This window comes from Streptomyces sp. NPDC055243, from assembly GCF_044544025.1.
In the GTDB taxonomy this organism is placed as follows: domain Bacteria; phylum Actinomycetota; class Actinomycetes; order Streptomycetales; family Streptomycetaceae; genus Streptomyces.
In genome coordinates this window covers 47,713-70,261 of sequence record NZ_JBITWR010000020.1, presented here as the reverse complement: position 1 = coordinate 70,261, position 22,549 = coordinate 47,713, and the positions used below count along the sequence as shown (strand labels likewise).

Annotated in this window: 22 protein-coding genes; 10 read left to right on the top strand and 12 right to left on the bottom strand. The window is 72.1% G+C overall.

Features of this window, described 5'->3' with window-relative positions; translation table 11 throughout:
• Nucleotides 1-679: hypothetical protein (locus ACIGXX_RS38135; protein ID WP_399982875.1), on the top strand; the 679-nt coding region annotated here is incomplete at its 5' end.
• Here ACIGXX_RS38135 and ACIGXX_RS38130 read toward each other — a convergent pair.
• The gene (locus ACIGXX_RS38130) at nt 582-1,742 is read right to left on the bottom strand and encodes an ROK family transcriptional regulator (RefSeq protein ID WP_351168729.1); all 1,161 of its coding nucleotides are present in this window, start codon (nt 1,740-1,742) and stop codon (nt 582-584) included. The two genes, ACIGXX_RS38135 and ACIGXX_RS38130, sit on opposite strands and share 98 nt — an antisense overlap.
• Nucleotides 1,743-1,840: 98 nt before the next feature.
• On the opposite strand from ACIGXX_RS38130, the gene ACIGXX_RS38125 reads away from it, so the two are divergent.
• Together ACIGXX_RS38125 and ACIGXX_RS38120 are read left to right on the top strand one after the other, a co-directional pair.
• Nucleotides 1,841-3,052, top strand: coding sequence for an MFS transporter (locus ACIGXX_RS38125; RefSeq protein WP_351168727.1), 1,212 nt, complete (start codon nt 1,841-1,843; stop codon nt 3,050-3,052).
• 138 nt (nt 3,053-3,190) lie between these two features.
• Nucleotides 3,191-4,633 (top strand): solute carrier family 23 protein, encoded by a 1,443-nt coding sequence (locus tag ACIGXX_RS38120; protein WP_366463325.1) that lies wholly within the window; start codon nt 3,191-3,193, stop codon nt 4,631-4,633.
• Here ACIGXX_RS38120 and ACIGXX_RS38115 read toward each other — a convergent pair.
• Nucleotides 4,612-5,739 carry a glycoside hydrolase family 6 protein gene (locus ACIGXX_RS38115; RefSeq protein ID WP_351168723.1) on the bottom strand — a complete coding sequence of 376 codons (1,128 nt, stop codon included), beginning with the start codon at nt 5,737-5,739 and terminating at the stop codon, nt 4,612-4,614. The two genes, ACIGXX_RS38120 and ACIGXX_RS38115, sit on opposite strands and share 22 nt — an antisense overlap.
• Before the next feature lie 233 nt (nt 5,740-5,972).
• On the opposite strand from ACIGXX_RS38115, the gene ACIGXX_RS38110 reads away from it, so the two are divergent.
• Both ACIGXX_RS38110 and ACIGXX_RS38105 read left to right on the top strand, forming a co-directional pair.
• A complete protein-coding gene (locus ACIGXX_RS38110) occupies nt 5,973-6,677 on the top strand; it encodes a DUF5995 family protein (RefSeq protein WP_361463331.1) in 705 nt (234 codons plus the stop codon).
• A gap of 88 nt (nt 6,678-6,765) precedes the next feature.
• A complete protein-coding gene (locus tag ACIGXX_RS38105) occupies nt 6,766-7,698 on the top strand; it encodes an LLM class F420-dependent oxidoreductase (RefSeq protein WP_361463329.1) in 933 nt (310 codons plus the stop codon).
• An 86-nt stretch (nt 7,699-7,784) separates the two neighbouring features.
• Here ACIGXX_RS38105 and ACIGXX_RS38100 read toward each other — a convergent pair whose 3' ends face one another.
• Complete coding sequence (locus ACIGXX_RS38100) at nt 7,785-9,479, bottom strand: flavin monoamine oxidase family protein (protein WP_399982866.1); 1,695 nt, start codon at nt 9,477-9,479, stop codon at nt 7,785-7,787.
• Between the two features lie 71 nt (nt 9,480-9,550).
• Nucleotides 9,551-10,339: a carbon-nitrogen hydrolase family protein gene (locus tag ACIGXX_RS38095; protein ID WP_351168880.1), complete on the bottom strand. Its 789-nt coding sequence runs from the start codon at nt 10,337-10,339 to the stop codon at nt 9,551-9,553.
• Nucleotides 10,340-10,680: 341 nt separating this feature from the next.
• Between ACIGXX_RS38095 and ACIGXX_RS38090 the strand changes: the two genes are divergently transcribed.
• Complete coding sequence (locus tag ACIGXX_RS38090; RefSeq protein WP_399982863.1) at nt 10,681-11,316, top strand: Repetin; 636 nt, start codon at nt 10,681-10,683, stop codon at nt 11,314-11,316.
• A gap of 77 nt (nt 11,317-11,393) precedes the next feature.
• Here the strand turns inward: ACIGXX_RS38090 and ACIGXX_RS38085 are convergent, their stop codons facing one another.
• Nucleotides 11,394-11,849, bottom strand: a complete 456-nt coding sequence (locus tag ACIGXX_RS38085) for an Lrp/AsnC family transcriptional regulator (protein ID WP_351168714.1) — start codon at nt 11,847-11,849, stop codon at nt 11,394-11,396.
• Nucleotides 11,850-11,859: 10 nt separating this feature from the next.
• The gene (locus ACIGXX_RS38080) at nt 11,860-13,323 is read right to left on the bottom strand and encodes an amino acid permease (RefSeq protein ID WP_351168712.1); all 1,464 of its coding nucleotides are present in this window, start codon (nt 13,321-13,323) and stop codon (nt 11,860-11,862) included.
• A 328-nt stretch (nt 13,324-13,651) separates the two neighbouring features.
• Between ACIGXX_RS38080 and ACIGXX_RS38075 the strand changes: the two genes are divergently transcribed.
• The 3 genes from ACIGXX_RS38075 to ACIGXX_RS38065 are packed head-to-tail and all read left to right on the top strand — an operon-like array spanning nt 13,652 to nt 16,676.
• Nucleotides 13,652-14,767 carry an LLM class flavin-dependent oxidoreductase gene (locus ACIGXX_RS38075; protein WP_383818281.1) on the top strand — a complete coding sequence of 372 codons (1,116 nt, stop codon included), beginning with the start codon at nt 13,652-13,654 and terminating at the stop codon, nt 14,765-14,767.
• Nucleotides 14,764-15,573 carry an SDR family NAD(P)-dependent oxidoreductase gene (locus tag ACIGXX_RS38070; protein WP_399982858.1) on the top strand — a complete coding sequence of 270 codons (810 nt, stop codon included), beginning with the start codon at nt 14,764-14,766 and terminating at the stop codon, nt 15,571-15,573. The genes ACIGXX_RS38075 and ACIGXX_RS38070 overlap by 4 nt, the downstream gene beginning before the upstream one ends.
• A complete protein-coding gene (locus ACIGXX_RS38065) occupies nt 15,570-16,676 on the top strand; it encodes a GDSL-type esterase/lipase family protein (protein WP_399982855.1) in 1,107 nt (368 codons plus the stop codon). Before ACIGXX_RS38070 ends, ACIGXX_RS38065 begins: the two co-directional genes overlap by 4 nt.
• Here ACIGXX_RS38065 and ACIGXX_RS38060 read toward each other — a convergent pair.
• Nucleotides 16,652-17,080 (bottom strand): helix-turn-helix domain-containing protein, encoded by a 429-nt coding sequence (locus tag ACIGXX_RS38060; RefSeq protein ID WP_361463319.1) that lies wholly within the window; start codon nt 17,078-17,080, stop codon nt 16,652-16,654. The two genes, ACIGXX_RS38065 and ACIGXX_RS38060, sit on opposite strands and share 25 nt — an antisense overlap.
• Before the next feature lie 130 nt (nt 17,081-17,210).
• Here ACIGXX_RS38060 and ACIGXX_RS38055 point away from each other — a divergent pair, with 130 nt between their 5' ends.
• Nucleotides 17,211-18,020, top strand: a complete 810-nt coding sequence (locus ACIGXX_RS38055; protein WP_399982851.1) for an NAD(P)H-binding protein — start codon at nt 17,211-17,213, stop codon at nt 18,018-18,020.
• Nucleotides 18,021-18,102: 82 nt separating this feature from the next.
• Here ACIGXX_RS38055 and ACIGXX_RS38050 read toward each other — a convergent pair whose 3' ends face one another.
• The 5 genes from ACIGXX_RS38050 to rpe form a co-directional block, all read right to left on the bottom strand.
• On the bottom strand, nt 18,103-19,545 hold the full coding sequence (locus ACIGXX_RS38050) for a GuaB1 family IMP dehydrogenase-related protein (protein ID WP_351168701.1): 1,443 nt from the start codon (nt 19,543-19,545) through the stop codon (nt 18,103-18,105).
• Between the two features lie 174 nt (nt 19,546-19,719).
• Nucleotides 19,720-20,097: a barstar family protein gene (locus tag ACIGXX_RS38045; protein ID WP_351168699.1), complete on the bottom strand. Its 378-nt coding sequence runs from the start codon at nt 20,095-20,097 to the stop codon at nt 19,720-19,722.
• Nucleotides 20,094-20,501, bottom strand: coding sequence for a ribonuclease domain-containing protein (locus ACIGXX_RS38040; protein WP_399982846.1), 408 nt, complete (start codon nt 20,499-20,501; stop codon nt 20,094-20,096). Before ACIGXX_RS38040 ends, ACIGXX_RS38045 begins: the two co-directional genes overlap by 4 nt.
• Before the next feature lie 34 nt (nt 20,502-20,535).
• Complete coding sequence (locus tag ACIGXX_RS38035) at nt 20,536-21,534, bottom strand: sugar-binding domain-containing protein (RefSeq protein WP_351168878.1); 999 nt, start codon at nt 21,532-21,534, stop codon at nt 20,536-20,538.
• Between the two features lie 207 nt (nt 21,535-21,741).
• Complete coding sequence (gene rpe / locus ACIGXX_RS38030; protein ID WP_351168695.1) at nt 21,742-22,428, bottom strand: ribulose-phosphate 3-epimerase; 687 nt, start codon at nt 22,426-22,428, stop codon at nt 21,742-21,744.
• Nucleotides 22,429-22,549: the final 121 nt, after the last annotated feature.

Below are 22,549 nucleotides of genomic sequence, written 5' to 3'. Positions count from 1 at the left end.
GCGCGGCACGGGAGTAGCCCGGCGCGGCGCAGGAGCAGCCGAGCGCGGCACGGGAGTAGCCCGGCGCGGCGCAGGAGCAGCCGAGCGCGGCACGGCAGTGGGCGGGCGCGGCGCGGGAGTAGCCGGGCGCGGCGCGGCAGTGGCCGGGCGCGGCACGGGAGCAGCCCGGCGCGGCACGGGAGCAGCCCGGCGCGGCACGGGAGTAGCCGGGCGCGGTGCGAAGGTGCTGTGGGGCGGCCTGCTCGCCCTCACCGCCACCCAACTCACCGTCGGGTGCTGGCAGTTGTTCGCTCCCCGCTCCTTCTACGGCGTCCTGTGGGTGTCGGACCTGCCGCCCTACAACGAGCACATGATGCGCGATCTGGGGGCGTCCTCCCTGGCGATCGCGGTGGTCCTCGCGGCGGGCGTGCGCGCGATGGAGCCGCGGCTCGTCTCCGTCGGGCTCGCCGCGTACCTGACCTTCTCCGTGCCCCATCTGGTGTTCCACTCGGCGCACCTGGAGCACATGACGGCCGGGTCCGCCGCGACGCTGATGGCCCTCCTGGGGGCCGGGGTGATCGGCCCGTCCTGGCTGCTGTGGCTCAGCGTGCGGGTCCGAACAGCTCGTCCTGCGCCGCTTCCCTCGCGGCGAGCAGCGCGCCGCGCAGCACGGCGGAACCGCCGAGGGTGCTCGCCCTGACCTCCGTGCGCAGCGGGGACATCGCGGTGACGCGGTGCATCACGCGGGTGGCGAGCGGTTCGCCGCCCGCGCGGCCGACCTCGCCGCCCAGGACCACGCAGCCGGGGTCGAGGATCGCGGCCATGGCGGCGGCGCCGACGGCGATCCGGTCGGCGGCGGCGTCCAGGTAGGCCTCGTGGCCGCTCTCGGCGGCGTGCCGCATCACCTCGGCGGCGCTCGCGCCAGGCCGCAGGACGCCGTGCTCGGCGCCGAGGTCACGGAGCGCGGCGGCGCAGGCCAGCGAGTGGAAGCCGCCGTCGCAGCCGGTGGCGGACGGCAGCACGTTCGTGCCGGGCACCGGCAGGAAGCCGATCTCGCCGGTGCCGCCGGAGGCCCCGCGGCGCAGGCTGCCGTCGAGCACGACGGCGGCCCCGACGCCTTCGCCCAGCCACAGCAGGACGAAGGTGTCGCGGTCGTGGGCCGCGCCCTCGCGCTGTTCGGCGCGGGCCGCGAGGTTGGTCTCGTTCTCCACGAGCACGCGCGCCGGGAGCCGCTCCTGGAGGGCTCCCGCGAGACGCCGGTGCCAGGCCGGGAGCGCGGTGGTGTCGCGCAGTTCGCCGGTGGCGGGGTCGATGAGGCCGGGGGCGCCGATCGCCACCGTGTGCAGCCGCTGAACGCCGCCGTCCCCGGCGGTGCTCTCCACGAGGGCCACGGCCCGCTCGACCGCGGCTCCGGTGCCGGTGTCGCCGCCGATGGGCGCGGAGGCCTCGGCGAGCACCGCGCCGAGCAGGTCGGTGACGACCACGGAGACGCCGCCGGTGCGTACGTCGAGCGCGGCGAGGTGCGCCCGGTCGGCGACGATCCCGTACAGCCGGGCATTGGGCCCCCGGCGCTGGGCACCCGCCTCCCCCACGACCGCGATCAGCCCGGAGCCCTGAAGGCGCTCGACCAGGTCGGCGACCGAGGGCCGGGAGAGGCCGGTCAGCTGCTTCAACTGGTTGGCCGTCAGCGGTCCTTCGCGCTGCAGGAGCCCCAGGGCGAGCCGGTCGTTGATGGCCCGGGCGGTGCTCGGTGATGCGGGCATGCCGGGGATCCTTCCATAAAGCTGCTATTTATCAGGCAGGGTTCCTGATAGTTTACGTCGCCGTAGCGGGGCGGCACCTCGGGAGGGGCGGAGCATCGATGAGTGAAGTGGTCCAGGACGTACGGCAGTTGAAGCGGGCGCGGTACGCCGTGGCCGCCGTCTTCTGCGTGCACGGCGCCGTCACCGGCTCCTTCGCGACCCGCGTGCCCTGGATCCAGGACCACGCCGGCCTCAGCGCGGGACTCCTCGGCCTCGCCCTGGCCTTCCCGGCGATCGGCGCCTCCGTGGCGATGCCGCTCGCGGGCTGGGTCAGCCACCGCTTCGGCGCCCGGACGGCGCTGCGCGGGCTGCTCGCCCTGTGGACGATGGCCCTGATCCTGCCCTCGCTCGCGCCGAACCTGCTCACGCTCTGCGTGGCCCTGTTCGTGTACGGCGCGACGGCGGGCATGTCGGACGTGGCGATGAACGCCCTGGGCGTCGAGGTCGAGACCCGCATGAAGAAGTCGATCATGTCGGGGCTGCACGGCATGTGGAGCGTCGGCGCCCTCATCGGCTCCGCGGCCGGCACGGTCGCCGCCCATCTGGGCTCCGACGCACGGCTGCACCACGCGCTCGCCGCCGTGGCGCTCACCGCGATCGGCCTCGTCGCCTGCCAGGGCGTGCTCGACCTCCAGGCGGAGCCCGAGGACGAGGCGCCGCCGCGCTTCTCGCTGCCGCCCAAGTCGGCGCTCCTGATCGGCGCGGTCGGCTTCTGCGCGGTCTTCGCCGAGGGCGCGAGCCTGGACTGGTCGGCGGTCTATCTGCGGGACGTCCTGGACTCGTCGGCCGGTGTCGCCGCCGCGTCCACCACCGGCTTCACGCTCACCATGGCGATCGCGCGGCTCGCGGGCGACGCGGTGGTGGACCGCTTCGGGGCGGTGCGCACGGTGCGCGTGGGCGGCGTGGTGGCGGCGCTCGGCGGTCTCCTCGTGGTCGTCGCGCCGCATCCGGCGGTCGCCATGGGCGGGTTCGCGCTGCTGGGGCTCGGCATCGCGGTCGTGGTGCCCCTCGCCTTCGCCGCGGCCGGGCGCAGCGGCCCCAACCCCAGCCAGGCCATCGCGGGCGTCGCCACCATCACGTACACATCGGGCCTGATCGCCCCGTCGGCGATCGGCACGCTCGCCGACGCGACGAGCCTGGTGGTCTCCTTCGGCCTGGTGACGGTCCTCGCCTGCGGGCTCGCGCTGTTCGCCGGGGTCCTGCGCACGGACGGCCGCGAGGCCACCCCGGTCGCGCCCGCGAAGGCGACGACACCCGGCCCGAAGGCCTGACCCCACGAGGTTCCATCGGTTGCTCGCCGGGCGCCCCGCGAGCGGCCGGTGAGAGTCCCTGGCACTTATGCCGGATTAACATTGCGCTGACTCATTCAGGTCTTGACAAAGTCGGGCGCACAGAAGGCGGAACAGAACATGGATCTCGGCGTGCGCTGGAGACTGCACGGCGACGGGCGCACCCCCGCGCCCGGAGCCGTCGTCCGACCCGACGAGCGGCTCTCCTGGCCCCGGACCTTCGGGCTCGGCGCCCAGCACGTGGTCGCCATGTTCGGCGCCTCCTTCGTGGCGCCCGTCCTGATGGGCCTCGACCCGAACCTCGCGATCATGATGTCGGGTGTCGCGACCGTCATCTTCCTGCTCGCCACGCGCGGCCGGGTGCCCAGCTACCTGGGCTGTTCGCTCTCCTTCGTGGGCGTGGCCGCCGTCATCCGCGCGCAGGGCGGCTCCTCCGCGACCGTGACGGGCGCGGTCTTCGTGGTCGGCGCCGCGCTGTTCCTGGTGGGCCTGGCCGTCCAGAAGTTCGGGGCGCGGATCATCCATGCCGCGATGCCGCCGATCGTCACCGGCGCCGTCGTCATGCTGATCGGCTTCAACCTGGCGCCGGTGACCGCGTCCACGTACTGGCCGCAGGACCAGTGGACGGCGCTCCTGGTGATGCTGTTCACCGGTCTGGCCGTGGTGTGCCTGCGCGGATTCTGGTCGCGCGTCGCGATCTTCCTGGGCCTGATCTTCGGTTACGCCCTGTCCTGGGCCCTCGACCTGGTCTTCGGCAAGATCCACTCGGCGGACGGTTCGGGCAAGGTCGTCGACCACTGGCGCCTGGACCTCTCGGCCGTCGGCAACGCCGACTGGATCGGCCTGCCGACCTTCCACGCGCCGAGCTTCGAGTGGTCGGCGATCCTCGTCGCCCTGCCCGTCGTCATCGCGCTGGTCGCCGAGAACGCCGGGCACGTCAAGGCGGTCGGCGAGATGACCGGCGACTCCCTGGACGACAAGCTCGGCACCGCGATCTCCGCCGACGGCGCCGCGTCCATGCTCTCCACGGCGGTCGGCGGTCCGCCCAACACGACGTACTCCGAGAACATCGGCGTGATGGCCGCGACCCGCGTCTACTCCACGGCCGCCTACTGGGCCGCCGCCTGCTTCGCCCTGCTCTTCGGCCTCTGCCCCAAGTTCGGCGCGGTCGTGGCGGCCATCCCGGGCGGCGTGCTCGGCGGCATCACCGTCATCCTCTACGGCATGATCGGCCTGCTCGGCGCCCAGATCTGGATCAACGCGGGCGTGGATCTGCGCAATCCGCTGAACCTCGTCCCGGCCGCGGCGGGCATCATCATCGGCGTCGGCGGCGTCTCACTGAAGATCACCGACAACTTCGAGCTGAGCGGCATCGCCCTCGGCACGATCGTCGTGATCACCGGCTATCACGTCCTTCGTGCCTTCGCCCCGCCGCACCTCAAGTCGCAGGAGCCGCTGCTCGATTCGGGCACGTCCACGTACGACGAAGGCGATGCGGGCGACACGGGCGACGAGGCCCCGGAGAAGGGCGCCGACGGCTCTCAGCCGCGCGCCAAGTCGTAGGCGTAGTCGGGGCTGAACGTGCCGGGCGCGCCCTTGCAGCCGTCGGACTCGCCCGGCAGTTTGACCCACAGATAGGCGTCGACGCGGGCCTGGCCGGTGCGCAGCGTCGGGTTCGGCCCCAGCCCCCGGCCCGCCGGGTCGCACCACTCCCCGTCGGCCGGGGCGCCGTTTCCGTTGCGGCTGGTGTCGATGACGGCCCCCAGGCTCGCCGGGCCGCCGAGCGCGGTCAGGACCTCGCGGGCGTAGGCGGCCTCGTCGCCGGTGCGGTGGAAGTTCGACACGTTCGTGAAGATGCCGTCGGACGACGCGGGGGACGCGGCGCCCGCCGCGCGCAGCCGCCCGGCCTGCTGGGACGCCGCGTTCCAGCCGGAGTGCCCGGCGTCGTAGTAGACCCGGGCCTTGGGGTTGGCGGCCTTGAGGGTGCGGCCCGCGCGGGCGAGCGAGGCGTAGCGGGCGGTGCGCTGCTTCGCCGAGAGGCACTCGGAGAGCGCGATCGCGTCCGGTTCCAGGACGACGATGACCTCGCCCGAGCCGAGGCCCGCCGCGAACTTCCCGATCCACGCGTCGTACGCGGCGAGGTCCGGCGCCCCGCCCTGGGAGGCGCCCCCGCAGTCGCGGTCCGGTATCGCGTACGGCACGACGACGGGCACCCGGCTCCCGGCGCCCGACGTCACCGCCCGCACCCGCGAGGTGATGGTCCCGGGCGCGTACTGCGCGAACCACACCGCCGCGGGCCGGTCGGCGATCCGTGACTCGATGAGCGGGCGGCGCGGGTCGCTCCGGTTCGCCCTGACCCAGTCGAGGACCTGGGAGTCGCCGTGCCGGTAGAGGGAGTTCGCCGCCGGGGCCACGGTGCTCGGCTTCTTCGGGCGCCGCGTCGCGGGCTTCGGTTCCGGCTCGGGCACCGGCGCGGCGGAGGACCTCACGGGCGACGGCGTGGCCGAGGAGGGCGACACGGACGGCGTCGGCACCGCTGGCAGCGGTTGGAACGTCGGCGACTTCGTCACCTTCGGGCGCGCCCGGTCCTTGCCGCCGCCCTCGTCCAGGGCGGACACCATTCCGGCCACGGCGCCGACGGCGGCCACGATCGAGGCCGCCACGACCATGACCCCGTGACGAGCGGCGCCTCTTCGCCTGGACGTTCGCCCGTTGCGCCGTCCGGCGCGATGGCGTGCGCGGTTGCCTGACACAGTGCGGCTCCTCCCCCTCCCCCGTGTCCCCCTGACACGGCGCGCCCACTCCCCCTCCCCAGGGGCACACACGGTCGCCGTTCCCTCGTTCTGGGGAAGCGGCCGGTGCGGCGGCACTCGGGCCAGCCTAGGACTGGGACCCTGCCACCATGGCGCAGTTGGAGCGGTTCGCGGAGTTCACGGGCTCGGCACACGGGGTCGACGGGGTGCTGACGCGGATGCGCGCGCTGGGCACCGGCTTCCCGCCGGGGGACGGCGTCGGGGTCTTCAACCGGGTCTATCTCGCGGTCACCGAAGAGGTCGACCGGCACCTCGACAGGGGGCGATTCCCGGACACCGGGGCCGCGATCACCCTGGACGTCCTGTTCGCCGAGCGCTATCTGACGGCGGTCGACGCGGTGGCCGCCGACCGCAGGCCGCCCGCCTGCTGGCGGCCGCTGTTCCAGCTCCGCCGCCATCCCGGCGTACGCCCTCTGCAGTTCGCGCTCGCGGGCATCAACGCGCACATCGGGCACGACCTTCCGCTGGCGGTCATGGACGCCTGTCGTACGCTCGGCTGCGAACCGGCGGACCTGGAGGACGAGTTCGACCGCGTGGGCGACATCCTCGTCTCGCTGGAGGAGCGCATCCGCGACGAGCTGATGCCGGGGCCCGACCTCTTCCAGATCGCCGACCCGCTCACCCATCTGCTGGGCTCCTGGAGCCTGGAGCGGGCCAGGGACAGCGCGTGGGCGACGGCCCTGGCGATGCGGGCCCTGCGCGAACTCCCGCCGGTCGCCCAGGAGTTCCGGGACCGTCTGGACGGCGCGGTCGGCCTGGTGGGCCGGATGCTCCTCACGCCCCTGCCGGACTGATCCGGCCGCTTGCCTTCCGCCGCCGAGGAACTCCCCGACGATCGCTGTACGTTGAAGGCAGTGACCCCGGATGCGAAGGAGCACCAGCATGGCCACACGACTCGGACTCGGCCTCCCGCAGGGCCGGCAGTACCGCATCGGGCGTGACGTCCCGGCAGTGGCCCGCGCGGCCGAGGAGATCGGGTACGAGAGCCTGTGGGTCTACGAGCGCATCCTGTTCCCCGAGCCCGCGACCCAGGGTCTGTACGGCATCGAGGGCCTGCCCTGGCCCGACACCTACCGCTCGGTCGCCGACCCGCTGATCACGCTGACGCTGGCCGCCGCGGCCACCGAGCGGGCCCGCCTGGGCACCAGCGTCCTGGTCGCCCCGCTGCACGTGCCGTTCCAACTGGCGCGTTCGCTCGCCACGTTGGACGCGGCGAGCGGCGGCCGTGTCGTCGCGGGCTTCGGCACGGGCTGGTCGCACGACGAGTACGCGGCGGCGGGGGTGGCCCCCTTCAACCGGCGCGGCAAGGTCCTGGACGAGCTGATCGACGTCTGCCACGCGGTGTGGGGCCCGGACCCGGTGGCGTACGAAGGGGAGCTGACGACGATCGCGCCCTCGGTGGTCGCCCCCAAGCCCGAGCGCCCCATCCCGATCCTGCTGCCCGCCAACAGCCCGCGCGCCCTGCGCAGGCTCGTCGACCGCGCCGACGGCTGGATGCCGGTGGGCGCCGGCGCCGACAAGCTGGCCGAACAGGCCCAGGCCCTGAAGGAACTGGCCACCGAGCGCGGGCGCACCCAGCCCGTCCAGAGCGTCCTGCGGGCCAACGCCCGGTACACGGCGAAGCCGTACGTGGGCGAGAAGCGCGCCCCCTTCCGGGGCAACGTCGAGCAGATCGTCGAGGACCTGGAGGCACACGCCTCGACGGGCGCGGTCGAAGAGATCCTCATCGAACTCGCGGGCGGCGCACGGGACGCGGAAGAACTGAAGGACGTGGCGGCAGAGGTGTACGAGGCGGCAAGGGCAGCGGGGGTCTAGGGCCCCGAAGGGGCGCGGGGAACTGCGCGATCGACCACGACGGCCCGGCAGATCCCCACGCGCCCCAGACAAAACGGCGCTGTCTGTCAGTCCTCAGGCAGCTCGACGGGAGCGATCTCGTCGTACACGTCCCCCGGACCGGGGTTCGTCGCGTCGGTCGAACCACCGAGGTGGTTCATGACACCCCACACGGCGTTCAGGGCGGTCGTGACCGCGCCCTCCGCCCACCCCGCCGTCCAGGAGATGTCATCACCGGCGAGGAAGATTCCCCGCTTGTCCGCCGGCAGGCTCTCCTGCATGAAGTGCGTGAAAAGGCGCCGCTGGTAGCGGTAGTGGCCCGGCAGGTTCGCCTTGAAGGCGCCCATGAAATAGGGCTCGTTCTCCCACGACACCGTCACCGGGTTGCCGATGATGTGCTTGCGGATGTCGACCTTGGGATAGATCTCGCCGAGCGACTTGAGCATGACCTCCATGCGCTCGTTCGCCGACAGCGGCAGCCACTTCAGGCTGTCGTCGCACCACGTGTAGGAGAGGCAGATGACGGCGGGCTTGTCCGGGCCGTCGTCGAGCAGGTAGGTGCCGCGCGTCATGCGGTCGGTGAGCGTCATCGACATGACGTCACGACCGGTCTCCTCGTCCTTGTCCAGCCAGAACGGCCGGTCGACCGGGACGAAGAGCTTGGAGGACTCCATGTAGTGGGTCCGCTCCATCGCCGTCCAGTGGTCGATGGGGAAGAGCGTGTCGTCGCACGCGATCTTGGAGAGCAGCATCCAGGACTGGGCGGTGAAGATCGCCGCCTGGTAGGTGCGGATGTCGCCCAAGGAGTCGGTGACGGTGACGCGGTTGCCCGCGGTGCGGTCCAGGCGGGTCACGGCCGGCTTCGGCACGCCGCCCTCGTGCAGCGAGCTCAGGGACGTACCGGGAGCCCAGTGCCCGATCTTCTGCGGCTCGCGGTCCCACATCCGCAGCGGCAGCTGCTGGCTGCCGCCGACGATGCCGCGGTGGTGGTCGTCGGCCTCGGTGTAGACGACGCGCAGGATCTCCAGGATGGAGTTCGGGAAGTCGGTGTCCCAGCCGCCCGTGCCGAAGCCGACCTGGCCGAAGATCTCGCGGTGCCGGAAGGACTTGAAGGCCTCGGAATCGCAGAGGAAGCCGTAGAAGGTCTGGTTGTCGAGCTTCTCGACGAGCTTGGACCAGATCTCGCGGATCTTGGGCACGTCGCGCTCGCGCAGGGCGCGGTTCATGTCGGAGAAGTCGGCGCCCTCCTCCAGGCAGGAGTTCCAGGCGTTCATCACGTCGCGGTAGACCTGCGGCAGGTCGTCGACGGACGTCGCGTAGTGGGACTCGCCCTTGAGGTCGACGACCGTCGAGGGCGTCGACTCCGCGAGGGGGTTGGGGAAGGGCTGGGTCTTGAGGCCCACCAGGTCGATGTAGTGCTGCAGCGCCGTCGAGGACGGCGGGAAGCGCATCGCGCCCATCTCGGCGGTGAGATCGCCGTCGCAGCCCTCGAAGCCGACGGTGCGCAGCCGGCCGCCGATCTGGTCGGCCTCGTAGACGACGGGCTTGAGGCCCATCTTCATCAGTTCGTACGCGGCCACGATGCCGGAGAGGCCACCGCCGATGACCGCGACCTCCGTGCCGTGCTCGGTCGCGGGTATCTGGCCCAGGCCCGCCGGGTGGGCGAGGAAATCGTCGTACGCGTAAGGGAAGTCCGGACCGAACATGGTGATCGGCGGCTGCGCGTCGGTGTGCTGGACGGCGTTGGGCACCGTGGACGTCATGGGGTACGGACTCCTTGCGGGAACGGCAGAACAGAAGAAGGGGGCTCGGGAGGACCGGATACTCGGGAGGGTCAGATCAGGGACGAGTACAGACCCGGGCGGCGGTCGCGCAGATAGGGGTTGGCCTCGCGCGACGCGGCGAGGAAGGCCGGGTCGGCGTCGGCGAAGACCAGCTGCTCGTCCCGTCCGGCGCGGGTGCGCGCGACTCCGTCGGGTCCGGCCAGGGTGGAGAGCCCGACGAACTCGAACTCCCCTTCCTTGCCGACCCGGTTGACGTACGCGACGTACATCTGGTTCTCGAAGGCCCGCACCGGGACGACGGACTCGGCGACGAACTGGAAGGGGTGCATCTGGGCCGTGGGCACGAGGAGCAGGTCGGTGCCCGCGAGGGCGTGCGCGCGGACGTTCTCCGGGAACTCCACGTCGTAGCAGATCATCAGGCCGATCCGCAGACCGCCCAGCTCGGCCTGGACGACGGACTGCTCACCGGGGGTGAAGGAGTCGCGCTCGAAGCAGCCGAAGAGGTGGGTCTTGCGGTAGTTCGCCAGGCTGACGCCGTCGGGGCCGATGAGCTGGACGGAGTTGAAGACCTGCTCGCCCTCCCGCTCCGGGTAGCCGTAGGCGACCGCGACGCCGTGGCGTGCGGCGCTCTCGGCGATCGCGGTGGCGGACGCCCCGTCGGCGGGCTCGGCCAGGCGTGCCACGTCGTCGCCGATCGCGTACCCGGTGAGGTACATCTCGGGGGCGACCAGGAGGCCCGCGCCCGCCGCGGCGGCACGGGCCGCGGCCTCGTCGAGCGCCTTCAGATTGGCGGCGACGGAGCCGGGGCGGCCCGAGCTCTGGAGCAGGGCGGTGCGCAGCGGGGGCATGGCGTGACCTCGGGGCATGCGAAGGGACTGACGGACTGGTGGGGACCGTTAGACCGTACGGTCGGCGGGCTTGCCGCGACAAGGCGCGAGCGTTGCGGGCCGCCGCTCGATCTGTTGCGCGTACGGGGCCTTCGGCGGCGATTCGTTGCGCGGCGGCATGGGACCGGGGTCGTAGCGGTGTCCACCGCCGGGCGCAGGGTGCGCGGGGGTGTTCCCCGCCACGCGGCGGAGGCGGATTGCCGCCCGTGGCCGGACGTGTCGGCACCCCCTGCCGCGAGACCGTGATCTCGCCCGGAAGGACCGGGTGAACGGCACGCATCAGGAGGCTTCTCGTGAGCCGCAACGCAAGCACCGGCAGCCGCAGCACCGCCCGGTTCACCGACACCCGCCGCCGCGTGATCGCCGTGGGGACCGCCCTGCTGATCGCCACGGGAGCGGCCGGAGCGGCCGTCGCGTCGGACGGCGACGGACCGCACACACCGGACAAGGCCACGTCACACGCGCAGACCCGCGAGGCCGCCGCCCTCACCGGCAGCGCGAAGCTCTACCGCAAGACCACCGAGGACGTGACGTTCACGTTCGACGCCCATCTGGCGAAGCGCCACACCATGCGCCCGGACAAGGCGACCGGCACCTTCCGCTTCGTCCACCTCGACAGGCCGGGCGGCGAGGGCGGCTGGGCGAAGGGCCGCATCGACTGCCTGATCACGGGCGGCAAGGTCGCCACGGCCACCGGCATCATCACCGACACCAACCTCAAGGACATCAAGGGCGGCCGCGTGGGCTTCACCGTCCACGACCAGGGCAAAAAGCTGGACCGCGTGGGCTACAGCTGGGCCGCGGTGGGCGGCCCCGACGGGACCAAGAAGCTGACCAAGTGCACGAGCTCGGCCCCCTTCGAGAAGGTCAGGAAGGGCACGGGCGACTTCGACGTCACGCCCTGGCATCCGACGTACCCGACCGACTGACCACGCCGGGGCTGGACGAGCGCCCCGAAGGGGCGGGGAACTGCGCGCTCAACCACGACGCACCCGCGCCCGAAGCACTATGCAGGGGCCCCCGACGAGAACCGCCGCATCAGAGGCGAAAGCACCAGCACGGACTTCGTCCGCTCCACGAAGTGCTCCCCCGCGATCCGTTCGAGCACGCGCTCGAAATGACGCATGTCGGCGGCGAAGACCTGGACGACCGCGTCCGCGTCACCGGTGACGGTGGACGCGGACGCGATCTCCGGGTACCGCTCAAGACCTCGCCGGATCGCCTCCGGCGAGGTGTTGCGGCGACAGTAGATCTCGATGAACCCCTCGGTCTCCCAGCCGAGCGCGGCCGGGTCGACCCGCACGGTGAATCCCGTGATCGCCCCGGTCTCCCGGAGCCGGTCCACGCGCCGCTTCACGGCGGGCGCGGAGAGCCCGACCAGCTGGCCGATGTCGGCGTAGGAACGGCGGGCGTCCTCGGCGAGGGCGTGCACGATGCGTTCGTCGAGATCGTTCAGTCGCACTGGGGGTGGATCACTTCTCTGCGGAGGCCAATCGGGAGCGGCTCATGCCGTACAGGAAGTAGAACACGAGGCCTGCGGCCATCCAGACACCGAACACGACCCAGGTGACGGAGTCGAGGCTGAACATGTTGTACGCGCAGAAGCCGAAGCCGAGCACCGGGAAGAGCCAGCCGAGGGGCACCCGGAAGGTGCGCGGCATGTCCGGGCGGGTCCGGCGCAGCACGATCACCGCGACGTTGACCAGGGCGAAGGCGAAGAGCGTACCGATGCTGGTGGCGTCGACGAGCTTGCCGAGCGGGATGACGGAGGCGAGGGCGGCGCAGAACAGCGACACGATGACGGTGTTCACGCGGGGCGTGCCGGTCTTCTTGCTGACCTTGCCGAACACCTTGGGGACCAGGCCGTCGCGGGACATGGCGAACAGGACGCGGGTCTGGCCGTAGAGCACGGTCAGGACGACGGACGCGATGGAGATGACCGCGCCGGCGGCGAGCAGCGTGCCCCAGAAGCTCTGGCCGCTGACGTCGTTCATGATCGCGGCGAGCGCGGCCTCGGAGCCCTCGAAGTCCTTCCAGTTCCAGGCGCCGACGGCGACGGCCGCGACCAGGACGTAGAGCGCCGTGACGATGATCAGCGACAGCATGATCGCGCGGGGCAGGTCGCGCTGCGGGTTCTTCGCCTCCTCACCGGCGGTGGAGGCGGCGTCGAAGCCGATGTACGAGAAGAAGAGGCTCGCGGCGGCGGCGCTGACACCGGCCGTGCCGAGCGGCATGAAGTCGGAGTAGTTGCCGGACTTGAAGCCCATGAAGCCGATGGTGCAGAAGAGCACGAGCGCCGCGATCTTCACGACGACCATGATCGTGTTGGCGCGCGCCGACTCCTTGGCGCCGCCGAGCAGGAACACCATCGCGAGCAGCACGACGAGCAGGCCCGGCAGGTTGATGATGCCGCCCTCACCGGGTGCCGAGGAGAGCACGTCGGGGATGGTGACGCCGATGGTGCCGTCGAGCAGCTCGTTCAGATACTCGCCCCAGCCGACGGCGACGGCCGCGACCGAGACGCCGTACTCCAGGACCAGGCACCAGCCGCAGACCCAGGCGACGAGTTCGCCCATCGTTGCGTACGCGTACGAGTACGAGGATCCGGCGACCGGTATGGAGCCCGCCAGCTCGGCGTACGAGAGCGCGGAGAACAGGGCGGTGAGGCCGGCGAGCACGAAGGACAGGGTCACGGCGGGCCCGGCCTTGGGGACACTCTCGCCGAGGACGACGAAGATGCCGGTGCCGAGCGTGGCGCCGATGCTGATCATGGTCAGCTGCCACATGCCGAGGGAGCGCCGCAGCGAGCCGCCCTCGCCCTGGCCGCCCTCGGCGACCAGCAGTTCCACGGGCTTGCGCCGCATCAAGCGACGACCGAACCCGATGGCCCCCGGGGGACTTGGGCGGTTCTGCGGGGGTGCGCCTTGGTCGAGCACGCGTGGCTCCTTCATCGCTGCCGGTCAGGGCGGCGGGACCGGCGGCAGCACCCACGCATGGATGGGGACCGCCGAGCAGGCGGTCCCCGCCACACCACGTACAGCGGATGACTCTATGAGGCGCGCTTCACGTACGTAATGCAGCAACCTTGCGCAAGCCCGCATGATCGTTGCGTACATCCCCTTCCTGCGGGTCTTCGTTGCGCGGTCCGTTTCGTCCGTTGCGTGCCGAGGCTCCCGGGAGGTCATTGACACTTCGTCAGATCTGCCCCATCGTGCACTCCGGTCGAGCCGATCGCGCGCCCCGTCGAGAGGGAGGCAGCAGGCCATGGACCTCGATGTGCTCTACGAGATCGACGTACCGAAGCCCTGGAACGGACCCCATCCGCACGGCCAGCGCACCGCCGAGCAGCGCGCCTACCGGGAGGCCGTGGAGCAGATCCGGCTCGCGGACCGGGTCGGCTTTCGCACCGTGTGGGCCGTGGAGCACCACTTCCGCGAGGGCCGCTCGCACTGTCCGGCGCCCGAGGTGCTCCTCGGCCACCTCGCGGCGCTCACCGAGCGGATACGCCTCGGCTTCGGCGTCACGCTCACCCCCTTCGGCTTCACTCCCCCGCAGCGCGTCGCGGAGAAGGTGGCGGCGGTGGACGTGCTCTCGGAGGGCCGCGTGGAGTGGGGCACCGGCCGCTCAACTCCCATGGAACAGACGGCATTCGGGGTCGACCGGGAGCAGTCGCGGTCCGACTGGCGCGAGGCGATCGAGATCGTGACGGGCATGTGGCGCGAGGAGTACTTCGCGTACGAGTCCGAGCGCTTCACCTTCCCCCGGCGGATGGTCACGCCGAAGCCCGTCCAGGACCCGCACCCCCCGTGCTGGATGGCGGCGACGTCCCCCGGCTCGGCGGAGGTGGCGGGCGCGGCGGGCCTCGGCCTGCTCTCCTTCTCGATCATGCAGCCGCTCGAAGCGATGGCCCGTCAGGTCGCCGCCTACCGCGCGGCGGCGCGCACGCCCTCGCCGATCACGGACGTCACCACGGACCGCGTCAGCGCCTACACGCTGGTGCACGTGGCCGACCGCCCCTCCAAGCGGGTCTGGGACTCGGTGGCCTGGTGGTACCGCAACCTGGCCCAGTTCACGCTCGACTGGGAGCTGCCGCACCTGACCCCCGACGAGCGCGAGCGGACCTTCCCCCTGCTCACCCCGATCATCGAAGGGAGCGTCCCCGTCCAGGAGTTCAACGACGGCGACATGATCCTCATCGGTGACGCCGAGACCGTCGTCCGCAAGGCCAAGCACTACGCCGACCTCGGCATCGACCAACTCATCTGCTACGTCCAGTGGGGCTATCTGGAGCACCAGGAGATCCTGCGCACGATCGAGATCCTGGGCAAGGAAGTCATCCCGGAGCTGGCGTCCTACCGCCCCCGGCAGGCGGCACCGTGAGCGAGCCCCTCGACACGTCGCCCGTCCCCGACTACGCGTCCCTGCACCGCCTGGACGGCCGCGCCTTCGTCCTGCTCGGCGCGGGCAACGGCATCGGCCGCCAGACCGCGCACGCGCTCACGTCGGCGGGCGCCCGGGTCCTGTGCGTGGATCTCGACAAGGGCCGCGCCGAGGCGGTCGCGGCCGAGACGGGCGGCACCGCGTACATCGCCGACGTCACGCGCCGCGAAGAGGTCCGGGAGCTCTTCGCGTACGCGCGCCGGGAGCTGGGCCCGATCGGCGGCGTCGTCGACATCGTGGGCATGGCCCACTACGCCCCGCTGGACGAGCTGGACGACGCCTCCTGGGACTGGCACTTCTCCCTGGTCCTGCGGCACGCCTGGCTCGCGGTCCAGTACGGCGGCCGGGCGCTCGCCGAGGCGGGCGGCGGCCCGCTGGTCTTCGTGGCGTCGGTGTCGGGCCTGACGGCGGCGCCCCTGCACGCCGCGTACGGCGCGGCCAAGGCGGGCCTGATCTCCCTGGTCCGCTCGGCGGCGGTGGAGTACGGCCCGCGCGGTGTACGGGTCAACGCGGTGGCGCCCGGCGTCGTCTGGACCCCGCGCGTGGCGGGCCTGATCGGCGACGAGGGCCGCGCGCGCAACGCCCGCAACGCCCCGCTCGACCGGGTGGCCGAGACCTCGGACATCGCGTCGGCCCTGCTCTTCTTCGCCTCGCCGCTCTCCTCGTACGTCACCGGCCAGACGCTCGTCGTGGACGGCGGGGTCGGCGTGAAGTTCCCGTATCCGACCGTCGGGGGTACGCGGTGAGGGAGTTCGTGCGGGGCGCCGCGTGGTGGACCGAGGACGGGCGTGCGGTGCGCGCCGACCCTGCCGACCGGGACCGGCTGCCCGGGGACACGTGGGAGCGGGCGGGGCTCCCGGCCGGGGTGCGCCTTGAGTTCACCGCGCGCGCGGTGAGCGCCGTGGAGATCGCGTACACCGCCTCGCCGCCGTCGCGGACAGATGCGTACGGCACCGCGCCTGCCGTCTTCACGCTGCTCACGGACTCCGGCGAGGAGAACGGCGGCATCCGCACGGGGACGGTCGAGGCGAGAGCGGACGACGCGGGAGCGGACGACGAAGGCCTCGCGCGGCGGCCCGCACGCGTGCCTGTCGCCGGGCCGTCCGCACCGTGCGACGGCCGCGTTCGAGCAGTCCGCGACACCCCCGCGGCGCCCGGCTCCCACGCGGTGCGGATTCAACTCCCCCAGCCGGACGGGGACTTCGTCCTCCACCTCCCGGAGACACTGCGTCCCGCACTCACCGGCCTGCGTCCCGTGGGCGGCGGCACGCTGCAACCCCGGCAGAGGCAGCCGCGCTGGCTCGTGTACGGCGACTCGATCGTCGAGGGCTGGTCGACGAGCCGCCCCCATCTGGCGTGGCCCGCGCTGGCGGGACGGGCCCTGGGGGTGGAGTCGGTGAACCTCGGGTACGCGGGCGCGGCGCGCGGTGAGCTGGCTTCGGCCGAGCAACTCGCCTCCCTGGACGCCGACTTGATCACCGTCGCCTTCGGCACGAACTGCTGGTCGCGGGTGCCGCACTCGGCCAGGCTGCTGTACGAGACGGCGCGGGCGTTCCTGGACCTGGTGCGCCGGGGCCACCCCGCCGCTCCCCTCCTGGTCGTCTCCCCCGTGCTCCGGCCGGACGCCGAGGCGGTGCCGAACGCGCTCGGCGCCACGCTCCGGGACCTGCGGACCGCCGTGGAGCGGGCGGCCCTGGACGCCGGGGCCGATGTGCTGCCGGGCGGCGGGCTGCTGGAGGCGGGGCACCTGGTGGACGGGGTGCATCCGGGCGACGCGGGCCACGGCGTCCTCGCGGACGCGGTGGCGTCAGCGTTGCGGAAGGGTCACTCCTGGGCCGCTTCGTCGTAGGCCTCGCGGGCGGCGGCGATGGCGGGGCGGTGGCCGATGGACCAGTCGGCCAGCGCCTTCACGAGGTGGGTGAGGCTGTGGCCCATCTCGGTCAGCTCGTACTCGACCTGCGGCGGAATCGTCGGGTACACCGTGCGCTTGACCAAGCCGTCGCGCTCCAGGCGCCGCACGGTCACGGTGAGCATGCGCTGCGAGATGCCGCCGTGGATCCGGCGCTGCAGCTCCTTGAACCGCAGGACGCCCGAGGCGAGTTCGACCACCACGTACACGGACCACTTGTCGCCGAGCCGGTCCAGGACGTCCCGCACCCCGCACTCGTCCTGCGGGGTGTCACAGCTGATCACCGGCTCCGCGGGGGCCGATGCGGTCTGCGGGGTGGTTACCGCCGTGTGCCCTGCCGACATGAAAGTGCCTCCTTATGCGGCGCCGCCGCGCCGATCACCATGGTCACCACAGGCCCGGTCACCGGGCCTCGTCCGAACAGCGGGCCGGTCCTGACAGCGGCACAACCACTCACCACGGGGGAACCTTCCCATGCTCATGATCACCGGTGCCACGGGCGCCCTCGGCAAGCTCGTCACCGCCCGCCTCGCGGACCGGTCCGATGTCGTCGTCGGCTCCCGCAGCCCCGCTCCCGGCGGGCGCCGCATCGACTTCGACGACCCGGCATCGCTGGACTTCACCGGCGTCGACACGTTGCTGGTCATCTCGGCGGGCGCCGCCGAGGACGATGTCGTCATCGCCCGCCACGAGGCCGTGATCTCCGCCGCCGAGAAGGCGGGGGTCGGCCACCTCGTCTACACCAGCCTGAGCGGAGACGGGGACCATCTCACCTACGCGCTGGCCCACCGCTGGACCGAGCGCAGGCTGCGCGGCTCCTCGCTGAACTGGACGGTGCTTCGCAACGGCCTGTACGCGGAGTTCCTCGCGGCCGTCGCCGCGCCGGGGCCCGACGGGACCGTGGCCGCACCGCTCGGGGCGGGCCGCCTCGCCGCCGTGGCGCGCGAGGACCTGGCCGACGTCGCGGTGCGGGTGGCGACGGATCCGGCCGCCCACGCGGGCCGCACCTACGAACTCGTCGGCGAACACGCCCTGGGCGGCGCCGACCTGGCCGCCGCGATCGGCGGCTCGTACGAACCCGGCACACTCGCCGCGACCCGCGAGGCGATCACCGCGGCCGGAGGGGCGCTGCCGTTCCAGGTGCCGATGCTCCTGAGCACGTACGCGGCGATCGCGGGCGGCTTCCTGGACGGCACGGGCGTGGACGGCAGCGCCCTGCGCACTCTCCTCGGCAAGGAGCCCCGCCCGGCGATCGAGGTGTACGCGGCCACGGTGCGCCCCTGACGAGGCCCCGCCAGGGGCGCGGGGCACTGCGCGACGAGCCACGACGAACCCGCAGCGGCAAACGGCAGCCCCCGCGCGGCGGCTAGCTCCAGCTGGCGTGCAGGGGCTTGCCCTCCGCATAGCCCGCGGCGCTCTGCACACCCACGGTCGCCCGCTCGGCGAACTCCGCCAGGGAGCCCGCACCGGCGTACGTGCAGGAGGAACGGACGCCCGCGATGATCGAGTCGATCAGGTCCTCGACGCCGGGCCGCTCCGGGTCCAGGAACATCCGCGAGGTCGAGATGCCCTCCTCGAACAGCGCCTTGCGGGCGCGGTCGTAGGCCGACTCCTCGCTCGTGCGGTTCTTGACCGCGCGGGCCGACGCCATGCCGAACGACTCCTTGTAGAGGCGGCCGTTGGCGTCCTGCTGGAGGTCGCCCGGGGACTCGTACGTCCCGGCGAACCACGACCCGATCATGACGTTCGACGCACCGGCGGCCAGCGCCATGGCGACGTCACGGGGGTGCCGGACACCGCCGTCGGCCCAGACGTGCTTGCCGAACTTCGCGGCCTCGGCGGCGCATTCGAGCACCGCGGAGAACTGCGGGCGGCCGACGCCGGTCATCATGCGCGTGGTGCACATGGCGCCGGGGCCCACGCCGACCTTGATGATGTCGGCACCGGCCTCGATCAGGTCCCGTACGCCCTCGGCGGCGACGATGTTGCCCGCCACGATCGGCACCTGCGGGTCGAGCGCGCGCACGGCCTTGACCGCGGCGATCATCGACTCCTGGTGGCCGTGCGCGGTGTCCACGACGAGCGTGTCGGCGCCGGCGTCGAGCAGCTGCTTGGCCTTGCTCGCCACGTCGCCGTTGATGCCGACGGCGGCGGCGATGCGCAGCTTGCCGTTGGCGTCCAGGGCGGGCGAGTAGAGCGTCGCGCGCAGGGCGCCCGTGCGGGTCAGGATGCCGGCGAGGCGGCCGTCCTTGCCCACGGCCGGGGCGTACCGGCGGTTGGCGGCGTCCAGCTTGTTGAAGGCGTCGCGCGGGTCGATGTCCGCGTCCAGGAGCACGAGGTCCTTGGACATGACCTCGGAGATCTGGGTGAAGCGGTCGACGCCGTTCAGGTCCGTGTCGGTGACGACGCCGATCGGCTTCTGGTCGCCGTCCACGACGACGCCCGCGTTGTGCGCGCGCTTGGACAGCAGGGCCAGCGCGTCGGCGACGGTCTGCGTGGGGGCCAGGACGATCGGGGTGTCCAGGACGTGGTGACGCGTCTTGACCCAGGAGATGACCTCGGTGACGACCTCGATCGGAATGTCCTGCGGGATCACGACGAGGCCCCCGCGGCGGGCGACGGTCTCGGCCATCCGGCGTCCGGCGATCGCGGTCATGTTCGCGACGACCAGCGGGATCGTGGTGCCGGTGCCGTCCGGCGAGGAGAGGTCCACGCCCTGACGCGATCCGACGGCGGAGCGCCGCGGCACCATGAATACGTCGTCGTACGTCAGGTCGTACGCAGGCTGGATGTCATTGAGGAAACGCACGTGCTGCTCATCCCAGTCGATCAGAGGTGGCCCCCGGACAGTTAGGCCGAGGGAAAAGCACGTACTTCAGTGTCCCATGTCCCGGGTGATGCGCTGCCTGGGACGATCACCCAGCCGGGCGGCGGGACCCCTGGTCGGAACCTCCAAGCGCCGGTGCGGACGGTCACCGTCCGCTCAGGCGCGGGTGCCGAGCGCGAGGACGATCTCCAGACCCGTGCCGCGCTCCCGGGCGTACTCGACCGCGTCGGTGAACACCTCTTGGGCGACGATCCACTCCTGGGGCGCCGCATCGGCGTACTCCTGCCAGCCGGAGACGACGAGGAGACGGCCGGGCGCGGGAGGCGCCCATCCGAGGTCGGTGAGGCAGTCGGCGAGCGCGTCCCAGTTGCGCCCGAACCAGTCGGGAAGTTCGAGCGCGCGGGCGCAGCGGTCCATGAAGGCCGCCTTGTCGCCCACGCCGGTCAGGTCGAGCGAGACGGTGGCCATCCCGGCGTCCCGGACGGCCCGCAGCACGGGCGCGAGCGGTTCGGGCGTCTGCGGTTCGGACGTCATCTCAGTACCGCCTTGAAGGACGTGTAGTGGTCGTCCGTGTAGTAGGTCTCGCCACCGCTCCCGGTGACGATCCGGCGTGCGCCCCGGTCGCGCTCGCCGGGGGTGGGCACGGTGTACTCGCGGTAGTGACCGCGCCGCTGCTTCGGCAGCTCGCCCTCGAAGTTGCCGAAGACGGAGCCGTCCTTGGCGTACGGGAAGGGCCCACCGTCATCGATGAGCCGCAACGTCCGCCGCGCCTCGACGGGCAGCCGGTCGGCCTGGACGGTGGGCATGCCGTGCGCCCAGGCGGGGGCGGAACTGCCGCTCTCCGCCTGCCCGCCGTCCCCCGAGGAGCACCCCGTGACGAGGACGGCAAGGCAGACCAGCAGCGCCGGCAGGACGCGGGGGACAAACCGGGTCAGCATGCAACAGATGCTGCCACGGCGCCCCCGCGGCCGCTCAGCTGCCGTCCGGGTCCGCCCGGTCCAGCGCGGGATGCGGCGTGTGCCCCATGATCATCAACTGATCCGCGGCGGCGGTGTCCGTGACCAGGCTGGTCACGAGCCCCGAACGCAGCACCGCGTCGATCGCGGCGGCCTTGCGCTGCCCGCCCGCGATGGCGACGACCTCAGGAATCCGTCGCAGCCGGTCGGCTTCGACGGTGATGCACCGCTCCCCCAGGTCACGCCCGACCCGACGCCCCTCGGCGTCGAAGAGGTGCGCGGACATCTCGGCGGCCACTCCCAGCGAGGCGTAGTGCGCACGCTCCTCGTCGCTGAGCATGTCGTGGACGGTGGAGATGCCGGGCTCCCAGGAACCGATGGAGACGGCGGCGACGGTGACCTTGTCGAAGTACTCGAACGCCCGCGCGATCCCGGTCTGGTTCCGCAGGGCGGCCGCGGTGGCCGGGTCCGGCAGCAGCATCGGCGCGTAGATGGGGTGGGCCTCGCCGCCGGAGACCTGCGCGGCACGCCGCACGGCCTCGACCGAACCGCGCTCGGCGGTCCCGGCGTCGTACACACCCGTCAGCTGCACGACGGTGCACGGCGGAAGCTGGTCGAGGGCAGCCGCCATGTGGATGGTCGAGCGCCCCCACGCCAGGCCGAGGACATCGCCCTCGGTGACCAGCTCGCCGAGCAGATCGGCAGCGACCTCGCCGAGGTTCTCGGGGTCCGGAGAGTCCTCGATCTCGTCGGCCGACGCCGGCGACTCGACGACGACCGCGTGCCGCAGGCCGTAGCGGGCACGCAGCGCGTCCGAGCGCTCCGCGTCCAGCTCGGCGGGCACACGGATCTCGATCCGTACGAGATCACGCTCGAGAGCCGTCTCCAGGACCCGGGCCACCTTGAAGCGGCTGACGCCGAACTCCTCGGCGATCTGGATCTTGGACTTGCCCTCGAGATAGAAGCGGCGGGCCATGGCCGCCGCCTGCACCAGCTCCGCGGGTCCCATCCGCATGGCTGACCGGCCGCCCGTCGACACGACGATCTCCTCACTGTCATTTCAAACAACTGTCGTTCACGCATTCACACCCATTGGTGCGGCTTGGCGCGCATTGTCACGGCTTCGCGCGCATTGCCGCAGCGCAACCTGGGTTCGTCGTTCATCCTTGCAGATCCGACGTACTTGATCAGCCCTGAAGGACTGCGTTCACGTATCCGTGGCTCAGTGGCCGCATGCCCATGCCGCCGTGGACATCGCACCGGTCGCCTGGGTGCGCAGTGCACGTACCGCCGCCGCCGGGTCGTTCGCCCCGTACACCGCGGAGCCTGCCACGAAGACGTCGGCGCCGGCCTCGGCGCAGCGCTCGATGGTCGAGGCCGAGACGCCGCCGTCGACCTGGAGCCAGAGCTCAAGGCCGTGCTTGCTGATCAACTCGCGGGTGCGGCGGATCTTCGGGAGCATGATGTCGAGGAACGACTGGCCCCCGAACCCCGGCTCGACGGTCATGATCAGCAGCATGTCGAGCTCGGAGAGCAGATCCTCGTACGGCTCGATGGGCGTCGCCGGCTTCAGCGCCATGGAGGCGCGGGCGCCCTGGGCGCGGATCTCACGGGCCAGGCGGACGGGAGCCGCGGCCGCCTCCACGTGGAAGGTGACCGATCCGGCGCCCGCTTCGACGTACTGCGGAGCCCAGCGATCGACGTCCTCGATCATCAGATGGCAGTCCAGCGGGGTGTCCGTCGCTCGGGCCAGTGACTCTACGACCGGCACCCCCAGGGTGAGGTTGGGGACGAAGTGGTTGTCCATGACGTCGACATGGAGCCAGTCGGCACCTTCGACCGCCGTTGCCTCCTCGGCAAGACGGGCGAAATCCGCGGACAGGATGCTGGGGTTGATCTGCACGGCCATGCCCCAAGACTGCCATGCCCGGCGCTCGTTGCCTTCCGCGGTCCGTAGCGTGGGCCGACCGGCTCCCTTGACCATGGACCGCGTGCCATGCTGGGCGGTCCACCGGCATCACGTGGGGCAG